At 73.1% G+C, this 18,615-nt stretch carries 20 protein-coding genes; 2 read left to right on the top strand and 18 right to left on the bottom strand.

Annotated features, from left to right (window positions below; translation table 11 throughout):
• The 7 genes from nadC to ACYQ0U_RS08605 form a co-directional block, all read right to left on the bottom strand.
• Positions 1 to 885: a carboxylating nicotinate-nucleotide diphosphorylase gene (gene nadC / locus ACYQ0U_RS08635; RefSeq protein WP_459971650.1), complete on the bottom strand. Its 885-nt coding sequence runs from the start codon at positions 883 to 885 to the stop codon at positions 1 to 3.
• Positions 882 to 2,516, bottom strand: a complete 1,635-nt coding sequence (locus ACYQ0U_RS08630) for an L-aspartate oxidase (RefSeq protein ID WP_459971648.1) — start codon at positions 2,514 to 2,516, stop codon at positions 882 to 884. Before ACYQ0U_RS08630 ends, nadC begins: the two co-directional genes overlap by 4 nt.
• Positions 2,517 to 2,525: 9 nt before the next feature.
• Positions 2,526 to 2,945 carry an aspartate 1-decarboxylase gene (panD, locus tag ACYQ0U_RS08625; RefSeq protein ID WP_459971644.1) on the bottom strand — a complete coding sequence of 140 codons (420 nt, stop codon included), beginning with the start codon at positions 2,943 to 2,945 and terminating at the stop codon, positions 2,526 to 2,528.
• The gene (gene panC, locus ACYQ0U_RS08620; RefSeq protein ID WP_459971642.1) at positions 2,945 to 3,832 is read right to left on the bottom strand and encodes a pantoate--beta-alanine ligase; all 888 of its coding nucleotides are present in this window, start codon (positions 3,830 to 3,832) and stop codon (positions 2,945 to 2,947) included. The genes panD and panC overlap by 1 nt, the downstream gene beginning before the upstream one ends.
• Positions 3,829 to 4,755 carry a Rossmann-like and DUF2520 domain-containing protein gene (locus tag ACYQ0U_RS08615; RefSeq protein WP_459971640.1) on the bottom strand — a complete coding sequence of 309 codons (927 nt, stop codon included), beginning with the start codon at positions 4,753 to 4,755 and terminating at the stop codon, positions 3,829 to 3,831. Before ACYQ0U_RS08615 ends, panC begins: the two co-directional genes overlap by 4 nt.
• A gap of 204 nt (positions 4,756 to 4,959) precedes the next feature.
• On the bottom strand, positions 4,960 to 5,874 hold the full coding sequence (locus tag ACYQ0U_RS08610; protein ID WP_459971637.1) for a hypothetical protein: 915 nt from the start codon (positions 5,872 to 5,874) through the stop codon (positions 4,960 to 4,962).
• Complete coding sequence (locus ACYQ0U_RS08605) at positions 5,871 to 6,950, bottom strand: sulfotransferase family protein (RefSeq protein WP_459971634.1); 1,080 nt, start codon at positions 6,948 to 6,950, stop codon at positions 5,871 to 5,873. Before ACYQ0U_RS08605 ends, ACYQ0U_RS08610 begins: the two co-directional genes overlap by 4 nt.
• A 34-nt stretch (positions 6,951 to 6,984) precedes the next feature.
• On the opposite strand from ACYQ0U_RS08605, the gene ACYQ0U_RS08600 reads away from it, so the two are divergent.
• On the top strand, positions 6,985 to 8,094 hold the full coding sequence (locus tag ACYQ0U_RS08600; RefSeq protein WP_459971632.1) for a glycosyltransferase family 2 protein: 1,110 nt from the start codon (positions 6,985 to 6,987) through the stop codon (positions 8,092 to 8,094).
• Positions 8,095 to 8,156: 62 nt separating this feature from the next.
• Here ACYQ0U_RS08600 and ACYQ0U_RS08595 read toward each other — a convergent pair whose 3' ends face one another.
• Genes ACYQ0U_RS08595 through ACYQ0U_RS08585 form a run of 3 tightly spaced genes read right to left on the bottom strand, consistent with a single transcriptional unit; the run spans position 8,157 to position 10,626 of the window.
• Positions 8,157 to 9,107 carry an ABC transporter substrate-binding protein gene (locus tag ACYQ0U_RS08595; RefSeq protein WP_459971630.1) on the bottom strand — a complete coding sequence of 317 codons (951 nt, stop codon included), beginning with the start codon at positions 9,105 to 9,107 and terminating at the stop codon, positions 8,157 to 8,159.
• Positions 9,108 to 9,157: 50 nt separating this feature from the next.
• Positions 9,158 to 9,922 carry an ABC transporter permease gene (locus ACYQ0U_RS08590; RefSeq protein ID WP_459971628.1) on the bottom strand — a complete coding sequence of 255 codons (765 nt, stop codon included), beginning with the start codon at positions 9,920 to 9,922 and terminating at the stop codon, positions 9,158 to 9,160.
• Complete coding sequence (locus ACYQ0U_RS08585) at positions 9,919 to 10,626, bottom strand: ABC transporter permease (RefSeq protein WP_459971626.1); 708 nt, start codon at positions 10,624 to 10,626, stop codon at positions 9,919 to 9,921. The genes ACYQ0U_RS08590 and ACYQ0U_RS08585 overlap by 4 nt, the downstream gene beginning before the upstream one ends.
• A gap of 3 nt (positions 10,627 to 10,629) precedes the next feature.
• On the opposite strand from ACYQ0U_RS08585, the gene ACYQ0U_RS08580 reads away from it, so the two are divergent.
• The gene (locus ACYQ0U_RS08580) at positions 10,630 to 11,643 is read left to right on the top strand and encodes an ABC transporter ATP-binding protein (protein ID WP_459971624.1); all 1,014 of its coding nucleotides are present in this window, start codon (positions 10,630 to 10,632) and stop codon (positions 11,641 to 11,643) included.
• On the opposite strand, the gene ACYQ0U_RS08575 is transcribed toward ACYQ0U_RS08580, so the two are convergent.
• From ACYQ0U_RS08575 to ftsH, 8 genes are all read right to left on the bottom strand, one after another.
• A complete protein-coding gene (locus ACYQ0U_RS08575; RefSeq protein WP_459971622.1) occupies positions 11,636 to 12,718 on the bottom strand; it encodes a GNAT family N-acetyltransferase in 1,083 nt (360 codons plus the stop codon). The genes ACYQ0U_RS08580 and ACYQ0U_RS08575 overlap by 8 nt on opposite strands.
• A gap of 59 nt (positions 12,719 to 12,777) precedes the next feature.
• Positions 12,778 to 13,392, bottom strand: a complete 615-nt coding sequence (locus ACYQ0U_RS08570) for a hypothetical protein (RefSeq protein WP_459971619.1) — start codon at positions 13,390 to 13,392, stop codon at positions 12,778 to 12,780.
• Positions 13,393 to 13,567: 175 nt separating this feature from the next.
• A complete protein-coding gene (locus ACYQ0U_RS08565; RefSeq protein WP_459971617.1) occupies positions 13,568 to 14,056 on the bottom strand; it encodes a DUF3180 domain-containing protein in 489 nt (162 codons plus the stop codon).
• Between the two features lie 7 nt (positions 14,057 to 14,063).
• Positions 14,064 to 14,633 (bottom strand): 2-amino-4-hydroxy-6-hydroxymethyldihydropteridine diphosphokinase, encoded by a 570-nt coding sequence (gene folK / locus ACYQ0U_RS08560; RefSeq protein ID WP_459971615.1) that lies wholly within the window; start codon positions 14,631 to 14,633, stop codon positions 14,064 to 14,066.
• Complete coding sequence (gene folB, locus ACYQ0U_RS08555) at positions 14,626 to 15,000, bottom strand: dihydroneopterin aldolase (protein ID WP_459971613.1); 375 nt, start codon at positions 14,998 to 15,000, stop codon at positions 14,626 to 14,628. The genes folK and folB overlap by 8 nt, the downstream gene beginning before the upstream one ends.
• Positions 14,997 to 15,839, bottom strand: a complete 843-nt coding sequence (folP, locus tag ACYQ0U_RS08550) for a dihydropteroate synthase (protein ID WP_459971611.1) — start codon at positions 15,837 to 15,839, stop codon at positions 14,997 to 14,999. Before folP ends, folB begins: the two co-directional genes overlap by 4 nt.
• A 9-nt stretch (positions 15,840 to 15,848) precedes the next feature.
• Positions 15,849 to 16,472, bottom strand: a complete 624-nt coding sequence (gene folE / locus ACYQ0U_RS08545) for a GTP cyclohydrolase I FolE (RefSeq protein ID WP_459971609.1) — start codon at positions 16,470 to 16,472, stop codon at positions 15,849 to 15,851.
• 7 nt (positions 16,473 to 16,479) lie between these two features.
• The gene (gene ftsH, locus ACYQ0U_RS08540) at positions 16,480 to 18,549 is read right to left on the bottom strand and encodes an ATP-dependent zinc metalloprotease FtsH (RefSeq protein WP_459971607.1); all 2,070 of its coding nucleotides are present in this window, start codon (positions 18,547 to 18,549) and stop codon (positions 16,480 to 16,482) included.
• Between the last annotated feature and the right edge of the window lie 66 nt (positions 18,550 to 18,615).

Genomic DNA, 18,615 nt, shown 5'->3' with positions numbered 1-18,615 from the left:
TCACCCCTCCGAGAGGTCCAGGCCGAGGTCGAAGACCTTCACCGAGTGGGTGAGCGCACCGACCGAGATGAAGTCCACGCCGGTCTCGGCGACCTCGCGGGCGCGCTCGAGCGTGAGCCCGCCGGACGCCTCGAGGGTGGCCCGGCCGGCGGTGATGCGGACCGCCTCGGCCATCGTCGGCGCGTCCATGTTGTCGAGCAGGATCTCGGTGCAGCCGACGTCGAGCAGCGCGCGCAGCTCGTCGAGGTCGGTCACCTCGACCTCCACGCGGAGGTCGGGGTACGCCGCCCGCACGGCCTCGAAGGCCGGCACGACGCCCCCGGCCGCGACGACGTGGTTGTCCTTGACCATCGCCCGGTCGCCGAGGCTGAACCGGTGGTTGACGCCGCCGCCGCAGCGCACGGCGTACTTCTGGAGCGCGCGGTAGGTCGGCAGCGTCTTGCGGGTGTCGAGCACGCGGGCGTTCGTGCCCGCGAGCGCCGCGACCCACTGGGCGGTCGCGGTCGCGACGCCGGAGAGGTGGCTGGCGTAGTTGAGCGCGGTGCGCTCGGCGGTGAGGAGGCCCCGGGTGCGGCCGGCGACCCGCATGACGACGTCGCCCGGCGCGACGCGCGTGCCGTCCGGCACCCGGTCGGTCACCTCGACCGCGTCGCCCATGACCTCGTGGAAGACCAGCGCGGCGACACCGAGGCCGGCGACCACGCCCGCCTCGCGGGCGGCGAAGACGCCGCTCCCCCGGGCGTCGGCGGCGATCGTCGCGACGCTGGTGACATCGCTCTGCCCGTAGCTGGCCGGCAGGTCCTCGGCCAGCGCGGCGCGCACCTGCGCCAGCACCGCGTCCGGGTCGAGCCCGGCGGCGCGCAGCTCCTCGTCGTACGGCGTCAATGCAGCTCCAGGGTGGTCGAGCCGTCGTCCATGACGGCGTCGAGGTGACCGGAGAACCGCGCGTCGTCGCGCTCCGGGAAGTCCTCGCGCCAGTGCGAGCCGCGGGTCTCCTCGCGGAGCATGGCGGCGTCGGCCAGGGCGGTGGCGATGGTGAGCAGGTTCGTGGTCTCCCAGGACTGCTGGTCCACGACCTCGGCCGGTACGTCGGTGAGCTTGTCCAGCAGGGCCGCGGCCTCCTCCAGGCCGACCGCGTTGCGGAGCACGCCGACGCGCGTGGTCATGACCTCCTGGAGGTCTCGGCGCAGCCCGCCCGGCACCAGGCCCGGGGTGCGGGTGTCGGGCGCCGGCGGCAGCAGCGGCCGCAGCTCGCCGGGCAGCACCTGGCCGATCCGGCGGGAGAAGACCAGGCCCTCGAGCAGGGAGTTGGAGGCCAGCCGGTTGGCGCCGTGCACGCCGGAGCAGGCGACCTCGCCGGTCGCGTAGAGGCCGGGCACGTTGCTGCGGCCCCACAGGTCGGTGCGGACGCCGCCCGAGGCGTAGTGGCACGCCGGCGCGACCGGGATCAGGTCGGTGACCGGGTCGACGCCGTACCGCCGGCAGGTGGCGAGGATCGTCGGGAACCGGCGCTCCCAGAACTCCGCCCCCAGGTGGCGGGCGTCGAGCCACATGTGCGGCCGCCCGGACTCCATCATCCGGCGCATGATCGCCTTGGCGACCACGTCGCGTGGCGCGAGATCGGCCAGCTCGTGCGCGCCCTGCATGAAGCGGTCGCCCTCGAAGTCGACGAGGAACGCGCCCTCGCCGCGCACGGCCTCGGAGATCAGCGGCTGCTGGCCGTGCGACTCCGGGCCGAGGTACATCACCGTCGGGTGGAACTGCACGAACTCGAGGTCGCGCAGCACCGCGCCCGCGCGCAGCGCCACCGCCATGCCGTCGCCGGTCGAGACGGCGGGGTTCGTGGTCTGGGAGAACACCTGGCCGAGGCCGCCGCTGGCCAGCACGACCGCGCGGCAGTGCACCGCGCCGACGCCGTCGCGCTGACCCTCGCCCATCACGTGCAGGGTCACGCCGGCCACCCCGCCGTCCTCGGCGAGCAGCAGGTCGACGGCGAGGGCGTGCTGGACGACCTCGATCTCGGGCGCCTGCTCGACCGCGGCGGTCAGCGCCCGCTGGATCTCGGCGCCGGTCGCGTCGCCGCCGGCGTGCGCGATCCGGTCGCGGTGGTGGCCGCCCTCGCGGGTCAGCGAGAGCTCGCCGTCGGGATCGTGGTCGAAGTTCGTGCCCAGCGCGATCAGCTCGCGCACGGCGTCGGGCCCCTCGGTCACCAGCACCCGCACCGCGGCGCGGTCGCACGCGCCGGCGCCCGCGACCAGGGTGTCCTCCTCGTGCTCCTCCGGGGTGTCCTCGGGGCCGAGCGCGGCGGCGATGCCGCCCTGCGCCCACTGGGTCGAGCCCGCCGCGAGCACGTCCTTGGTGACGACGAGGACCTTGCCGACCTTCCCGCGCAGCCGCAGGGCCGCGGTGAGGCCGGCGATGCCGGAGCCGATCACGACGACGTCGGCCGTGGTCGTCCACCCCGGCTCGGGCGCGACCAGGCGGCCGGGGACGCGACGGACCGGGGCGGTGGGCACGGGCGCAGGCTATCGCTGCGCGAGCTGGTCGCCGCGCATCAGTCCGAAGCCCTCGACCGCCTCGGCCGGGTCGAAGCCCGTGGCCAGGATCTTGTTGTCGGCGTCCACGAACACCACGTGCGGCTGGAACTCCTTCGCCTCGGCGGTCTCCATCTGGCCGTAGCCGATGAGGATCACGAGGTCGCCGGGGTGCACGAGGTGCGCGGCGGCGCCGTTGATGCCGATCACGCCGGACCCGCGCTCGCCCGCGATCGTGTAGGTCTCGAGGCGGGCGCCGTTGGTGATGTCGACGATGTGGACGAGCTCGCCGGGCAGCAGGTCGGCGGCGTCGAGCAGGTCCTCGTCGACGGTCACCGAGCCGACGTAGTGCAGGTCGGCCTGGGTGACGGTGGCGCGATGGATCTTGCTCTTCATCATGGTGCGGAGCATCAGGGTCTCCCAGAAGTGGGGTAGAGGACGAGGGGCAGGTTGTCGATGAGCCGGGTCGTGCCCACGCGAGCGGCGATGAGCGCGCGGGCCTCCGTCCCGGGTGGTACGTCGGCCCGCAGCTCGCCGAGGTCCGGGTCGGTGATCACCAGGTAGTCGAGGTCCACGCCCTGCGCGGCGCGCAGCTCGGCCCGCGCGGCGGCGAGGGCTCCCTCGGCGCCGTACCGGGCGTTGTCCTGGGCCGCGCGGAGCACCCGGCTCAGCGCGGCGGCGCTCTCCCGCTCGTCGGCGTCGAGGTAGCGGTTGCGGCTGGAGAGCGCGAGCCCGTCGGGCTCGCGGACCGTCTCGGCCCCGACGACCTCGACGCCCAGGTTGAGGTCGAGCACCATCCGGCGGATCAGCGCGAGCTGCTGGTAGTCCTTCTCGCCGAAGACCGCGACGTCGGGGCGCACCAGCCCGAACAGCTTGGCGACGACCGTGAGGACCCCGCTGAAGTGGCCGGGGCGGACCTTGCCCTCGAGCACCTCGGCGAGCGGGCCGGGCGACACCGTCACCTGCGGCTCACCGCCTGGGTAGACCTCCTCGACGGCCGGCGCGAACACGATGTCGACGCCCTCCCGGGCGCAGACCTCGAGGTCGGCGTCGAGCGTGCGCGGGTAGCGGTCGAGGTCCTCGTCCGGCCCGAACTGGAGCGGGTTCACGAAGATCGAGACGACGACGGGACCGCTCTGCCCGTCCCTGGCGACACGCTCGCGGGCGACGCGCATCAGGCTGGCGTGGCCCTCGTGCAGGGCGCCCATGGTGGGGACGAACCCGACCGGGCCGTCGTGCTTCGCGAGCAGGCTGACGAGCTCCTCGCGCGTCGGGGCGAGGGCGGGGCTGGACGTCATCGGCGGCGGGCGGCCTGGAGCTGGGCGGCGCGCTCGGCGCCGTCGATCACCCGGCGGATCGCGTTGGCCCGGATCGGCAGCACGCGGCCGTCGGTCACCACCCGGTCGAGGGTGTCGCGGGCCAGGGCGACGTAGGACGGCATCGTGTGCGGCGCGTTGGCGGTGATGTCGGCCAGGTGGGCGCGCACGGTGTTGACGTCGCCGCGGACGATCGGGCCGGTGAGGGCCGCGTCGCCGTTCTCGAGCGCGTTGTCGAGGGCGGCGGTCAGCAGCGGCCGCAGGGTGCCGGCCGGGTCGTCGGCGCCGGCCGCGGCGAGGATCTCCATCGCCTGCGTCACGAGGGTGACGAGGTGGTTCGCGCCGTGCGCGAGACCGGAGTGGTAGAGCGTCCGCATCTGCTCGGGCACCCACATCGGGCGGCCGCCGAGGTCGGCGACCAGGCCCTCCGCGAACGCGTGCTCGTCGGTGCCGGCGGTGAGGCCGAAGACGCAGCCTCCCCCGAATCGAGCAGAGAGGCGGTCGAGGTCGAGAGCGGTGCCGGTGAAGGTCATCGCGGGGTGCATCGCGACCACCCGCGCCCCGACCCGGCGCGCGGGCTCGACGACGGCCAGCCCGTGGCGGCCGGAGGTGTGCACGACGTACTGCCCGGGGCGGATCGCGCCGCTGTCGCTGAGCACCGTGACGACGTTCTCCAGCATGTCGTCGGGCACGGTCAGCAGGAGCAGGTCGCAGGCGCGCGCGACGTCGGAGGGCTTCCCGTGCCGGGCGCCCGGGATCAGGTCGGCGATGCGGGAGCGCGAGGCGTCGGACTCGCCGGCGGCGGCGACCACGTGATGGCCCGCGGCCTCGAGGGCGGCGGCCAGGACGGCGCCGACGCGGCCTGCGCCGACGACGCCGATGCTCATGGCAGCGCGGTGCGTCATGGGTGTCGAACCTTTCGTTCCAGTCCCTCCGACCACCCCTCGCCGCGGTGGCGGATCGGGGCCGGTGTGGGTACCGGACGGTGTGCTCGTCGTGGTGGTGGTCGGGGTGGTTGTTCCCCGGCGCGGTCCAAGGTACGCCCCGGTCTGGACCGAGGTAAGGGACGCGCGGGGTGACGTAGCCGACACCCCCGACGCCGCGGCGGATCAGCCGACGTCGAGTGGGCGCGGCGCGCGCGGGAGCCAGTCGTGCGTGACGTGGTCGACGATGTGGACGCCGGCGGGGGCGGTGATCTCGTGGACGCCGGGGAGGACCACGCCGTCGCGGAGCGCGTGGAAGACCTCCCACTCGCGGCGCTTGCGGCGGTTGCGCCACGACGTCGCGAACGACTCCGGGTCGGTCCAGTGGGCGAACTCCTCGCCGTGGAGGTACTTCAGCTCCACGCAGAGCCCCTGCGGCAGCGCGATCGAGCGCACGCCGACCGGTGTCGTGCGGATCTCCCACTCGAAGGCCTTGGTGTAGACGAAGTCCGGCCCGATCGGGAAGCCCCACTCCTCGGCGTTGCGCCAGCCCAGGTCGAGGTAGCCCTGGGACTCGCTCTCGAGGTAGAGGCCGTGCCGCGGCACCCGCACGATCGACTGCACGTCGCCGACCTGCCAGCCCAGGTCGCCCATCGACACCTCGCCCTCGGTGGTGAGGACCATGTCGCCGTCCCACTTCCACGAGTAGCGGGTGCCGACCTGCGCGAAGCACCAGTTGTAGAAGTACGACAGCGAGTGGACCGACAGCTCGTGCTGGGCCAGGTGCTCGGCGCCGGCGCGCGCGACGGCGAAGGGGTACGACGTGACGGTGAGCTCGTCGGCGTACCCGGCCCGCTCGGCGACGTCGCGGGCGACCTCGGGGGTGCCGTCGTCGGAGCCGTTGTCGACGAGCAGGACCGCGTCGCACGCGCGGAGCAGCGGCGGGAGCACGAACGGCAGCGACGGCGCCTCGTTCTTCACCCGGAGTACGGCGGTGGCGCCGGGCCGCAGCCCCTCCGGCCGGAGCCAGGGCCAGGTGATGTCGAAGTCGGCGTGGCCCTCGAGGTTCTTCAGGCCGCCGGCACCGAGGTGCGCGGTCATCGGGACCGGCCGAGCAGCTTCCGCAGGCCCCGGCGGACCGGTGCGGGGACCGCGGCCCGGAGGCCGTGCGGGATCCGGTCCGTGCGCGACGGTGCGGGCGCGGCATCGGGAGCCGGTTTGAGCCGCTGCTGCCGCTTCAGCTTGTGCTCCGCGGCCACCACGGAGGACCGGGAGATCGCGGCGGCCTCCTCGTAGAGGTCGACGTAGCCCTCCCGGAGCTGGTCGAGCGCCCGGTGCACCTCGGGGGTGTCGCCGCCGGGCTCGGCCAGCTTGTTGAGCTCCTCCCATGTCTGCCCGACGAGCTCGTGCAGCCGGGGCGGGAGGCCGAGGTCGCCGAGCGTCTGGTTCATCCGGCGCAGGCTGGGGTCGACGAACCGGTGGCCGTCGCGGATGGCCTCGCTCCGGGCGTGCAGCACGTGCTGGAGCTGGAGCTGCTCCCCGGCCTGCATGACGACCCGGGTCCAGTCGTCGAGCAGGTCGGCGTACCGGACGAAGACGCGGCCGCCGTCCGCGACGGACTCCCGGGTGGCCCGCTCGGTGTGCAGCAGCATGTTCAGCCAGGACGCCGCGAGGTGCGCCGAGCCCAGCCGGTTCTGGTAGTAGGTCTGCTTGCTGCCGACCACCTCGGCCGGCGGGCGCAGCATCGTGGCGAACACCGGCGTCGCGCCGGCGCGGATCGCGGCCACGCGCCAGAGACCCAGGAACCAGCTCAGCCGCGGGTCCTTCACGACCAGCTCGGGGTTGACCGCGAAGTGCTCGCCCAGCCACTCGGCCGTGCGGATCCGCTCCTGCTCGCGCGTCGAGACCCGTCCGGTCTCGAACCACGCGTCCGGGCGCGAGTCGCTGACCTGGACGTTGGCCTCGCGGAGCAGCCGGTCGTGGTGCTCGACGACCCACTGCGGCTCGCCGAAGCCCTTGGGGTTGGTCTCGTCGGCGACCACCTCGGGGAGCGGCACGTGGAGGCCCATGATCTTCATCAGCCCGGCCATCGTGCTGGTGCCGCTGCGCCCCGCGCCCGCCACGAAGAGCACCTTCCGCGGGTAGTCGGCGGGGTCGACGGCACTCGGGTCACTCACGAGGCAGGAGCCTAACGGTCGCTACGGTGGCGCCATGAAGTTCGGGCGGCGCTCCCCGCTGGTCAGCGTCGTGGTCCCGGTCCACAACGTGGAGGGCTACCTGCGCGAGGCCGTCGACAGCGTGCTCGGGCAGACCCACCGCGAGCTCGACGTGGTGCTCGTCGACGACGGGTCGACCGACTCCTCCGGCGCGATCGCCGACGAGTACGCCGCCCGCGACCGCCGCGTCCGCGCCGTGCACACCGAGAACCGCGGCCTGGGCGCCGCCCGCAACGAGGGCCTGCGCCACGTGCGCGGCGAGCTGCTGGCGTTCGCCGACTCCGACGACGTGGTGCCGCCCGCGGCGTACGAGGTCCTGGTGACGGAGCAGAAGCGCACCGGCGCGGACTTCGTGACCGGCTCCGTCGCCCGCTGGGAGGACGGCCGGCTCACCGAGCTGCCGTGGATGAAGCGGCTGCACCGGGAGCGACGGGCGGTCCGGCTCGAGGAGCACCCCGAGATCCTCGGCGACGTGTTCGCGTGGAACAAGCTGTTCCGCCGCGACTTCTGGGACGGCGCCGGGCTGGCCTGGGCGGAGCGGATCCGCTACGAGGACCAGCCGACGACGACCGAGGCCTACGCGCGGGCGCGGCTGTTCGCGGTCGTCCCGGAGGTCGTCTACCACTGGCGGATCCGGCACGACGGCTCGTCCATCACCCAGCAGCGCTCGTCCCTGGACGACCTCCGCGACCGCTGGGCGACCAAGCGGATGTCGCTGGCGACCGTGGACGACTACGGCTCCGAGCAGGTCCGCACGATGTTCGTCGACCGAGTGCTCGCCGGCGACCTGCACCGCTACTTCGTGGAGATCCCCGGCTGCTCCGACGCCTGGTGGGAGCTGCTCTCCCGGGGCGTGCAGGAGCTCTGGTCGGAGCGCTCGCTGGTGCACTCCGGGCTGCCGCCCGTGCACCGGCTCACCGGCTGGCTCGTCGAGCAGGGCCGGCGGGAGGACGCCGCCGCCGTGATGGCGTACGTCGCCGAGGTCGGCGGCCCGATGCCGCAGGTCCGCGACGCGGCCGGGCCGCGCATCGACGTCCCGGTGATCGACCTGGCCACGGTCGATCCCGCGGCGCTGGCGCTGCGCGACTTCGAGGTCCGCGACTGAGGTTCGCCCCGGCTACGGGGACGGCGTCGCGACCCCGGCCCACGCCGGAGTCGCGACGGGCGTCAGAGCAGGCCCTCGTCCTCGAGGAACTGGTGGGCGACGTCCTCGGGCTTCGCCCGGTCGACCGACACCTGGCCGTTGAGCTCGGTGAGCTTCTCGGTCGTGAGCGCTGCCATCAGGGCGTTGAGCACCTCGGCGACGTCCGGGTGGGCGTCGAGGAACGTGGTGCTGACCGCCGGGACGAGGTTCTGCGCCGGCTGGATCAGCTTGTCGTCCTCGAGGAGCACCAGGCCCTGTCCCTCCAGCGTGCCGTCGGTGGTGCTGGTCAGGCCGAGCTGGGATTCGCCGCTGAGCACCGACTGGTAGGTCTGGTCGCTCGCGAAGCCCAGCGGCAGGATCTTGGTGATGTCGATGCCGTACTCGTCGGTCAGCCCGGCGGCGCAGTCGAGGCGGCCCTCGCAGTCCGGGGCCGCAGCGAGCACGACGGACGTGCCGGAGAGGTCCGAGAGCCGGGTGACGCCCTCGGCGTCGGAGTACTCCTGGGTCACGAAGAACGCGTTGGTGTCCGTGGCCGTCGACAGGTCGAGCAGCGTCATCCCGGCGTCGTCGAGCAGGGACTTGCCCTGGTCGGCGAGCTCCTGCCCGTCGCCGGCCGTGAACGGCTCCGCCTTCGCGCCGTTCGCCTGCGCGTTGAGGAAGTTCACGATGCCCCCGACGTACTCGGGGACGACGTCGACGCCGTCGGGGAACTCGGGCATGTAGACGTCGCGGGTGCCGACGAGCTTCACGTCGGTGTCGTAGCCGGCGTCGGTCAGCAGCTCGTCGTACATCGCCGTGACCAGGGCGGCCTCCGGGAAGTCCTGGCTCGCGATCCGGACGGGTCCCTGGTCGGCCGCAGCCGTCGAGTCGCCCTCCGAGCTGCCGGAGTCGCCGGAGGTCCCGTCAGTGCCGCAGGCGGTGGCCAGGAGGGCGCCGGCGGCGAGCACCGCGGCGAGAGAACGTCGTACCTGCATGTGCATCACCTTCTGTGTCCCGCGGGCGCTCCGCGCGTGTCCGGTCGTGCTCACGGCCGAGGGGGCTCGGCCGTATCGGCAACCATAGGTGCCACCGCCGACATTCCCCGGTGACGATTCGGTGACGATGCGCGCGGCGTCGGGTCGAGGATCCGCTGGGCGAGCGCCGCCAGCACCTCGAGCACCAGCGCGACCGCTGCGACCACGATGGCGCCGGCGATGCCCTGGCCGTAGTTGGTGCGGTAGAAGCCCTCCGTGATCACGTTGCCGAGCCCCGGGCCGGCGACCAGGGCCGCGATCGTCGCGGTCGCCCAGACCTGCACGAGAGCCAGCCGCAGCCCCAGCAGCACCAGCGGTGCGGCGAGTGGCAGCTCGACGCGGCTGAACTTCTGCCACCCGCTCATGCCCATCCCGTCCGCGGCCTGCCGCACCGCCGGCGAGACCTCGCGGATCCCGACGTTGGCGTTGGTGATGATCGGCGGCAGCGCGAAGAGCGTGAGCGCGATGATCGTCGCCAGGCCGGCGCGCCCGTAGGGACCGAGCTCCGCCGTGCCCGGCCAGTCCGCGGTGACCAGGAAGGCCAGCAGCGCGAACGTCGGCACCGCGCGACCCACGTTCGAGACGTTGATCGCCAGCAGTTGGCCGCGGCCGCGGTGCCCGAGCCACAGGGCGACGGGCAGGCCGATCACCGCGGCGATCGCGAGGGAGGTGAAGCTCAGCAGCAGCTGCTCCACCAGCAGGTGAAGCATCCCGCCGGGGCCGGTCCAGCTGGCCGGGTCGGTGAGGTAGTCCCAGGTGTCGGAGAGGACGATCATGCGCGCGCTCCCCGGGTCCACGGCGTCAGCGACCACTGGGCGAACACGATCACCACGTCGAACACCACGGCGATCAGGACGCAGAGGATGGAGGCGGTCATCAGCTCGGCGCGGAAGTTCGAGGCCACGCCGTCCTTGATCAGGTTGCCGAGGCCCCCGTAGGACACGAGCGACCCGACCGTGGTCAGGGCGACGGTCGACACCGTCGCCACCCGGAGCCCGGCCATCATCACGGGCAGCGCGAGCGGCAGCTCGACGCGGAACAGCAGGCGGGTCGCGCCGTAGCCCAGGCCGCGCGCGGACTCACGCACCTCCGCGGGCACCGAGCGAAGCCCTTCGAGCATGCTGCGCACGAGGACGGTCAGCGCGTACAGGGCGAGCGCGATCACCACCGTGGTCGCGCTGATGCCGGTGAACGGCACCATCAGCGGCAGCAGCGCGAGCGAGGGGATCGTGTAGATCGCGGTCGCCGTGCCGAGGATCGCGGTCTCGAGCCGGGGCAGGCGCCGCGCGACCAACGCCAGGGGGAAGGCGATCATGACGCCCAGGAGCACCGCGGCGACGGTGATGCCGAGGTGCTGCACGGTCGCGTCGATGATCTCCTGCTCGAAGTCCCGCACGTACTGCCCGCAGAACCACTCGTTGGTGAGCCGGCTGTAGCAGCTCGGCTCCGCTGCGGCCGCGCCCGGCCCGAGTAGGGTCACCGCATGGACGGTACCGGTTCGGTGGCCAGTGACCCCATGATCCGGCTCTCGGGCGTCAGCAAGACCTACGACGACGGCACCGTCGCGGTGCACGGGCTCGACCTCGACGTACGCCGGGGCGAGCTCGTCTGCCTCGTCGGGCCGTCGGGGTGCGGCAAGTCCACGACGCTGAGGATGATCAACCGGATGATCGAGCCGTCCAGCGGCACGGTCCGGATCGACGGCCAGGACGTCACCACGCAGGACCCGGTCAAGCTGCGCCGCGGGATCGGCTACGTCATCCAGCAGGTCGGGCTCTTCCCGCACCAGAACGTCGTCACGAACGTGATGACGGTGCCGCTGCTCGACGGCGAGTCCAAGGCCACCGCGCGGACCCGGGCGCTCGAGCTGCTCGACCTGGTCGGGCTCGACCCCGCGACGTACGCCGACCGCTACCCGCACCAGCTCTCGGGCGGGCAGCAGCAGCGGGTCGGCGTCGCCCGGGCGCTCGCAGCGAAGCCGCCGGTGCTGCTCATGGACGAGCCCTTCGGCGCCGTCGACCCGCTGATCCGGCTGCGGCTCCAGGACGAGTTCCTGCGGCTGCACGCCGAGCTCGGCGTGACGGTCGTCTTCGTCACCCACGACATCGACGAGGCGGTCCGCCTCGGCGACCGGGTGGCGGTCTTCGCGACCGGCGGACGGCTGGCGCAGTTCGACACCCCGGCACGCCTCCTGGGCCGGCCGGCGGACGACTTCGTGGCCGACTTCGTCGGCTCGACCAGCGGCCTGCGCCGGCTCCAGGTGATCCCGCTCGACCTCGCCCACGTCGAGCCGCTCGACGGCGTCCGCGCGGGTGACCTCGGGGCCGCGATCGATGCGGACGGCACCCTCGGGGAGGCGCTCGCCGTGCTGCTGCGCGACGACCGCGGCATGGTCGGGGTGAAGCAGGGCGCCCGGTTCGTCGGCGTGCTCACGCCCAACGGCATCCACCGCGCCCTGCGCGCGGCGCTGGCGGAGATGGCCGACCCGGTCAGCTGACCTGGACGTCCCGGTGCCAGGACTCGGTGACGTACTTCGTCGCCCAGCCCATCGACGTATACAGGCCCGCGGCGCCCGTGGGCGAGTCGGCGTCGACCTCCAGGCCCACGCGGTCCCGGCCCCGGAGGGCGGCGTCGGCGATGATCGTGCGGAGCAGGCCCTTGGCGACGCCGCGGCCGCGGGCCGCCTCGAGCACGCCGAGGTAGGACACGTAGGACCCGTCGGGTCCGGTGGTGCTCTCGGAGACGGTGCCGACGAGCGCACCGACCGGCGTGGGCTCGCCCGCGTCGACCAGCTCGGCGAGCCACCAGTGGTCCCAGCGGTGCCCGGGGTCCTCGCGGAGCCGGAAGAGGAACTCCTCGAAGGTCTCCTCGCTGGAGTTGAAGTGGTCGACGAAGGCGCCCTCGAGCACCTCGTGCAGCTCGCGCAGGTCGGACTCCTCGGGCATGCCCTCGGCGGTACGCCGGACCAGGCGGAACACCACGCCCCGGTCCTCCCAGCGCTGGGGGTCGGGCACCAGGACGCGCTCGTCGGGCGTGACCGGGCGGCTCATCTGCCACCAGTGGCGCACCCGCTCGAAGCCGGCCCCGGAGAGCCAGCGGGCCTGGCGCTCGTCGCCCTCGAAGGCGCCGGTGTCGATCTGCTGGGTCCGCAGCCCGCGGGCGGCGCCGACCGCGCGGGCCTGGCCCTCCGCCCAGTCGAACAGCACGTCGGAGCACGCGTCGGCGACCTGCTCGGGCAGGTCGCGCTCGACGATGTGCACGAACAGCATCCGGCCGACCGACCGGTCGTGCACGCTGCCCCAGGCGTGGATCTCGCCGTCGACGTCCCGGACGACGACGTTCTCCCGCATCCGGAGCCCGCGCTCGGAGACCTCGACCAGCACGTCGTCGACGCCCGAGCCGGCCCAGCCGCGACCGTGCCGCTCGTGCGCGCGCAGGAGGTGGGTCAGCCGGGCGACGTCGAACCGGTCAGCGGGATCGGGTACGTCGACCGTCCACCCCGCCGGCAGTGCGGGTCGCTCGTCGAGCGCCTGGTCGGGGTCGCTGTGGAACCGGTTCTCGTCGGGGATCACGCCCTCCCCTTCCCGGTCTCGCCGGGTCCGAAAACGTGGTGAGGGTCTCGGAGGTCGACCTAGGCGTGCTTGCGCTGCGCGGCCTCGGCCTCGCGCCAGGCCTGGGTGACGACGTCGAGCTCGGCGCGGACGACGTCCAGCTCGTGCTCGAGCTCCGCGACCCGGACGACGGCGTCCGCGGCGCGCCGCTCGACCTCGGCCAGGTTGGCCGCGGTCACCTCGCCGGCCCGCTCGGCGGCGTCGGCCCGGCGGGCCTCGGCGTTCATCTTGCGGGTGGCCTCCGCGGCCCGCTGCTGCGCGGCCGTCAGGGCGTCCTCGAGCTCGTGGATCGACTGCTCGTGGCGGGCGATGCGCGTGCGCATCGTCTCGGCGAACGCCTGGTTCTCGGCGGTGCGCGCCGCGGTGATCTCGCGGTACGCCTGCGCCTGCTCGGAGCGGTCGCGGGCCGCCTCCCGGCGGGTGGCGACGAGCTCGGAGTGGGTGATCCGGGTGGCGGCGGCCCCCAGGACGACTGCGGAGGCCGCGGCGACCGCGACCAGCACCAGCGACGCGCTGGCGATCGCCGCGGCCACGAGGGCGGCGGCGACGACGAGGAGGACGACGGCGACCGTCAGCCGGGTGCTGCGCTGGCGACGCCGGCTGGACCGACCGGCAGGAGCCTGAGGGGAAGCCATACCAGCAGGTTAAGGGTCAGGACGCTCGATCCGGCGCCGTCGCGAGCGGAGTGTCGCGCCGAACTGGCAAGGCGGAGGTGTGAAAGCGGGCCGGAGGCCCGTTGAGTCGCCGACAACGCCGCCAGGTTGGATGCGACGCTTCGCGTAGCAGGCGCTCCGGATCGGGTGTCCTGCCCTAGGTCTCGATTTGGTCGGAGCTGACGCGACACGCGCGCTCGAGGGCGATCGACGTGGCGATGATGGCCACACCGGACAGGGCGGAGATCGCCGCCCGGAGCACCCGCTGGTCGCCCAGCTCGGTGTCGACGTCGAGCCAGCTCAAGGCGTACCCGGCGTACCCGCCGGCCACCAGTGCGCCGACGAGCGCGCAGGACCGAGCCAGCACGAGGCGGTTGACCGCGCGGTGCGGCTCCAGCCGCTCGTGGTGGACGTGCACCGAGCGCCAGGTGAGCCACGCCGTGGCGCCGAGGATCGCCGCGACCAGCAGCAGGGCCAGCGGCTGGGCCCAGGTGATGACCGGCGCCGTCCCGCGGACCCGCTCGGCCAGCGGGTGCAGCAGCCACCCGCCGACCAGGCCCACGACGGCCCAGATCGCGAGGGTCGCCGCGGACGTCGGTCGCAGTCGACCCCCGCCCGGCTCGTCGCCGGACGGGCGCTCGCTCACCGGAATGTCACTGGATCTCGAGGACCAGGTCGTCGCGCAGCTTCAGGCCGCTCCCGTCGACCTGGTCGAGCAGGTCGGCCAGCGGGCCGCGGCCCGGGAACTCGGCGTCGGGCTCGAGGTCGGCCCAGGGCCGCAGCACGAAGGCCCGCTCGTGCGCCCGCGGGTGCGGGAGCCGCAGGGACTCCTCGTCGCTGCGCCGGTCGCCCACGACGATCAGGTCGACGTCGAGCGTGCGGGGCGCGTTCGTGACGTCGCTGCGCTCGCGCGCGAAGGCGTCCTCGATGGCCAGCGCGCGGTCCATCAGCCGGCTCGCGGCCAGCGTGGTGTCGATGAGCACGACGGCGTTGAGGAAGGTCTTCGCCTCGGGCGGGCAGTCGACCGGTTCGGTCTCGTAGACCGGCGAGACGCCGGTGACCCAGACGTCGGGGGTGTCCGCGATCGCGTTCAGCGCGCCCTGGAGGCTGGCCATCCGCTCACCGAGGTTCGACCCCAGCGCGAGCACCGCCCGACGGATGGGACGCATCTCCCCCGTCAGGGTGTCGGTGTCGACGATGTTGGGGTTGGGGGTCTCAGTCACGGGCGGACCTCGCGTTTCGGGTGATCGTGAGCGCCACGTCCGAGAACGTCGCGTCGATGGGCGCGTCCGGCTTGTGGACCGTCACCCGCACCCATTCAACACGATCGTCCAAGAGGCAGACGTCCGCGATCCGCTGGGCGAGGGTCTCGATCAGGTCGACCGGATCCTTCTCCACGGCGGCTTTCACCGAGGCCACGAGACTTCCGTAGTCGGCGGTGTCTTGCAAGTCGTCGGAGGCCGCCGCGGGGGCCGTGTCGATGCCGAGGACGAGGTCGATCACGAAGACCTGCCCCTCGCGCCTCTCGAACTCGAACACGCCGTGGTGGCCGTAGCACTCGATGCCGGTCACGGCCAGCTCGTCGGTCACTCCCCCGCCTCCTCGATCGCAGCCTCGTCCAGGCGCTCGACGACGCGCAGCGCGTCTCGAGCGGCGCGCACGTCGTGCACCCGCACCCCCCACACGCCGAGGCCGGCGAGGTGGACGGTGAGCGCGGCGTTCGCGTGCTCGCGCTGGTCGACCGGCCGGACGGTCCCGCGCCGGTCGGCGAGGAGCTGACCGAGGAAGGACTTGCGGCTCGCACCCACCAGGACGGGGTACCCGAGGTCCTGGATCGGCCCCAGGTCGCGCAGCAGCGCCCAGTTGTGCTCCTGCCGCTTGGCGAAGCCCAGGCCGGGGTCGAGCACGACCCTTTCCGGCGCGATGCCCGCCGCGAGGATCGCCTCGACCCGCGCCGCGAGCTCGTCGCGGACCGTCGCGACGACCCCGCCCGGTCCGTCGTACACGGCGAAGTCGCGCATGTGGTCGGCGTGGGCCCGCCAGTGCATCGCGACGTACGTCGCCCCGCCGGCTGCGGCCACGTCGAGGATCGCCGGGTCGGCGAGGCCGCCGGACACGTCGTTGATGATCGTCGCGCCCGCGGCGAGCGCCGCCTCGGCGACCTCCGCCCGCATGGTGTCGACCGAGACCGTCGCCCCCTCGGCGGCGAGCGCGGTGATGACCGGGACCACCCGGCCGAGCTCCTCCTCGACCAGCGGCCGGGTCGCGCCGGGGCGGGTCGACTCGCCGCCGATGTCGAGGATGTCGGCGCCGTCCTCGAGCAGCTCGCGACCGTGCGCGATCGCGGCGTCGGGCTCGAGCCAGCGCCCGCCGTCCGAGAACGAGTCGGGCGTGACGTTCACGACCCCCATCAGCAGCGGCACCGGCATGCCTCCACGCTAGTGGTCCGCTAGACGGTGGATGAGCGCCATCGCCTCGGCGCGGGTGGCGGCGTTGCTGCGCATCGTGCCGCGGACCGCGGACGTGATGGTGCGGGCGCCGGCCTTCTTCACCCCGCGCATGGTCATGCAGAGGTGCTCGGCCTCGATCACCACGATCACGCCCTGGGCCTCGAGGACCTCCATGAGCGCGTCGGCGACCTGGGTGGTCAGCCGCTCCTGGACCTGCGGACGCTTGGCGTAGACGTCGACCAGCCGGGCCAGCTTGGACAGCCCCGTGATCTTGCCGCTCTCGGCGGGGATGTAGCCGACGTGCGCGACACCGGTGAACGGCACCAGGTGGTGCTCGCACATCGACCACAGCTCGATGTCGCGGACCAGCACCATCTCGTCGTGGCCGAGGTCGAACGTCGTCGTGAGGACGTCGGTCGCCTCCATCCGCAGGCCGGCGGTCAGCTCGGCGTACGCCCGGGCGACCCGGGCGGGGGTGTCGCGCAGCCCCTCGCGGTCGGGGTCCTCCCCGATCGCGATCAGCAGCTCGCGCACGGCCGCCTCGGCGCGCGCCTGGTCGAACGGCGGCACCTCGGAGGCCGGCTGCCCCTCGTAGCGGATCGGGTCGGTCATCCCCGGCTCAGGCTCCCGGCGACGGCGGCTCGGGGCGCGACCCGGGGCCCTCGACACCGGGGTCGCCGTGGACGTCGCCACCCGGGCCGGGCGGGGTGAGGACCGCGCCCTTCTCCTCCTGGCCCTGGGTGCCGTTCTGCCCGTTCGCGGCGGCGTTGGCCGCGGCCCGGTCGCGGATCCACTGCGGGATCTCGACCGGCGGGATCGTCGAGGGCACGCGCTGGTCGGAGCCGGTCCACGCCGGACGCTCGGGGCGGCGACGCAGCGGCTCGAAGATCCGCGCGACCTGCTCCTTGTCGAGGGTCTCCTTGTCGAAGAGCTCCAGCACCAGCGCGTCGAGGACGTCGCGGTTCTCCTCGAGGATCTCGAACGCCTCCTGGTGCGCGGTCGCGAGGAGCTTCTTGGTCTCCTCGTCGACGATCGCGGCGACGTCCTCGGAGTAGTTGCGCGCGTGGCCGAGGTCGCGGCCCAGGAACGGCTCGGAGTTGGAGTCGCCGAGCTTGATCGCGCCGAGCCGCTCGGTCATGCCGTACTGGGTGACCATCGCGCGGGCCACGCTGGTGGCCTTCTCGATGTCGTTGCCGGCGCCCGTGGTCGGGTCGTGGAAGACCATCTCCTCAGCTGCCCGGCCGCCGAGCATGTAGGCGAGCGAGTCGAGCATCTGCGAGCGGGTCTGGGAGTACTTGTCCTCGTCGGGCAGCACCATCGTGTAGCCGAGGGCCCGGCCCCGCGGGAGGATCGTGATCTTGTGGACCGGGTCGGTGCCGGGGAGCGCCGCGGCCACCAGGGCATGGCCGCCCTCGTGGTAGGCCGTGATGAGCTTCTCCTTCTCGCTCATCAACCGGGTGCGGCGCTGCGGGCCGGCGATCACGCGGTCGATCGCCTCGTCCATCGCGGAGCGGGTGATCAGCTTCTCGTTGGCGCGGGCGGTGAGCAGCGCGGCCTCGTTGAGGACGTTGGCGAGGTCGGCACCGCTGAAGCCCGGCGTACGGCGGGCGACGTTGCGCAGGTCGACGTCCTGGGCCAGCGGCTTGCCCCGCGCGTGGACCTGGAGGATCCGCTCGCGGCCGGCCAGGTCGGGGGCGTCGACCTGGATCTGGCGGTCGAACCGCCCGGGGCGCAGCAGCGCCGGGTCGAGCACGTCGGGCCGGTTGGTGGCCGCGATCAGGATGACGCCGCCCCGGACGTCGAAGCCGTCCATCTCGACCAGCAGCTGGTTGAGGGTCTGCTCGCGCTCGTCGTGGCCGCCGCCCATGCCGGCGCCGCGGTGGCGGCCGACGGCGTCGATCTCGTCGATGAAGACGATGGCCGGGGCGTTCTCCTTGGCCTGCTCGAACAGGTCGCGGACCCGGGACGCACCCACGCCGACGAACATCTCGACGAAGTCGGAGCCGGAGATGGAGTAGAACGGCACGCCCGCCTCGCCGGCGACGGCGCGCGCCAGCAGGGTCTTGCCGGTGCCCGGCGGGCCGTAGAGCAGGACGCCCTTGGGGATCTTGGCGCCGACGGCCTGGAACTTGGCGGGCTCCTGGAGGAACTCCTTGATCTCGCCGAGCTCCTCGATGGCCTCGTCGCAGCCGGCGACGTCGGAGAACGTCGTCTTCGGCATGTCCTTGGAGATGAGCTTCGCCTTGGACTTGGCGAACTGCATCACGCCGCGGCCCCCGCCGCCCTGGACCTGGTTCATCAGGAACAGGAACAGCAGGATGATCAGCGCGAACGGCAGCAGCGTCGCGAGGATCGAGCCGAGCAGGCTCGGCTTCGGGACCTCGACGGTGTACTGGTCGATGTCGCCCGCCTCGACCTGCCGCTGGACCTCGTCCTTGATCTCGGCCTGGGTGCCGTCGAGCCAGAACGCGGTGACCTTGTCGCCGTTGTCGAGCTCGGCCTTGATCTGCTGGTCACCGGCGTCGATGAAGGTGATGTCCTTCACGTCGCCGCTGGCGATGTTCTCCTGCATCGCGGAGGACTCGATCTCCTCGTACCCGCCGTTGGGGGCGAGGTATTGGAGGGCGAGCAGCACACCGACGACGGCGACGACGATCCACAGCCAGGGACCCTTGAATATGCGCTTCACAGGCTTCTCTCGGACGAGCTCATCTGAACGGTCGACGGTACACGCGCCGGTCGACTCGTCCCATTG

The sequence above is a fragment of the Nocardioides pyridinolyticus genome, from assembly GCF_054653575.1.
This window is presented reverse-complemented; position numbering and strand designations above follow the sequence as displayed.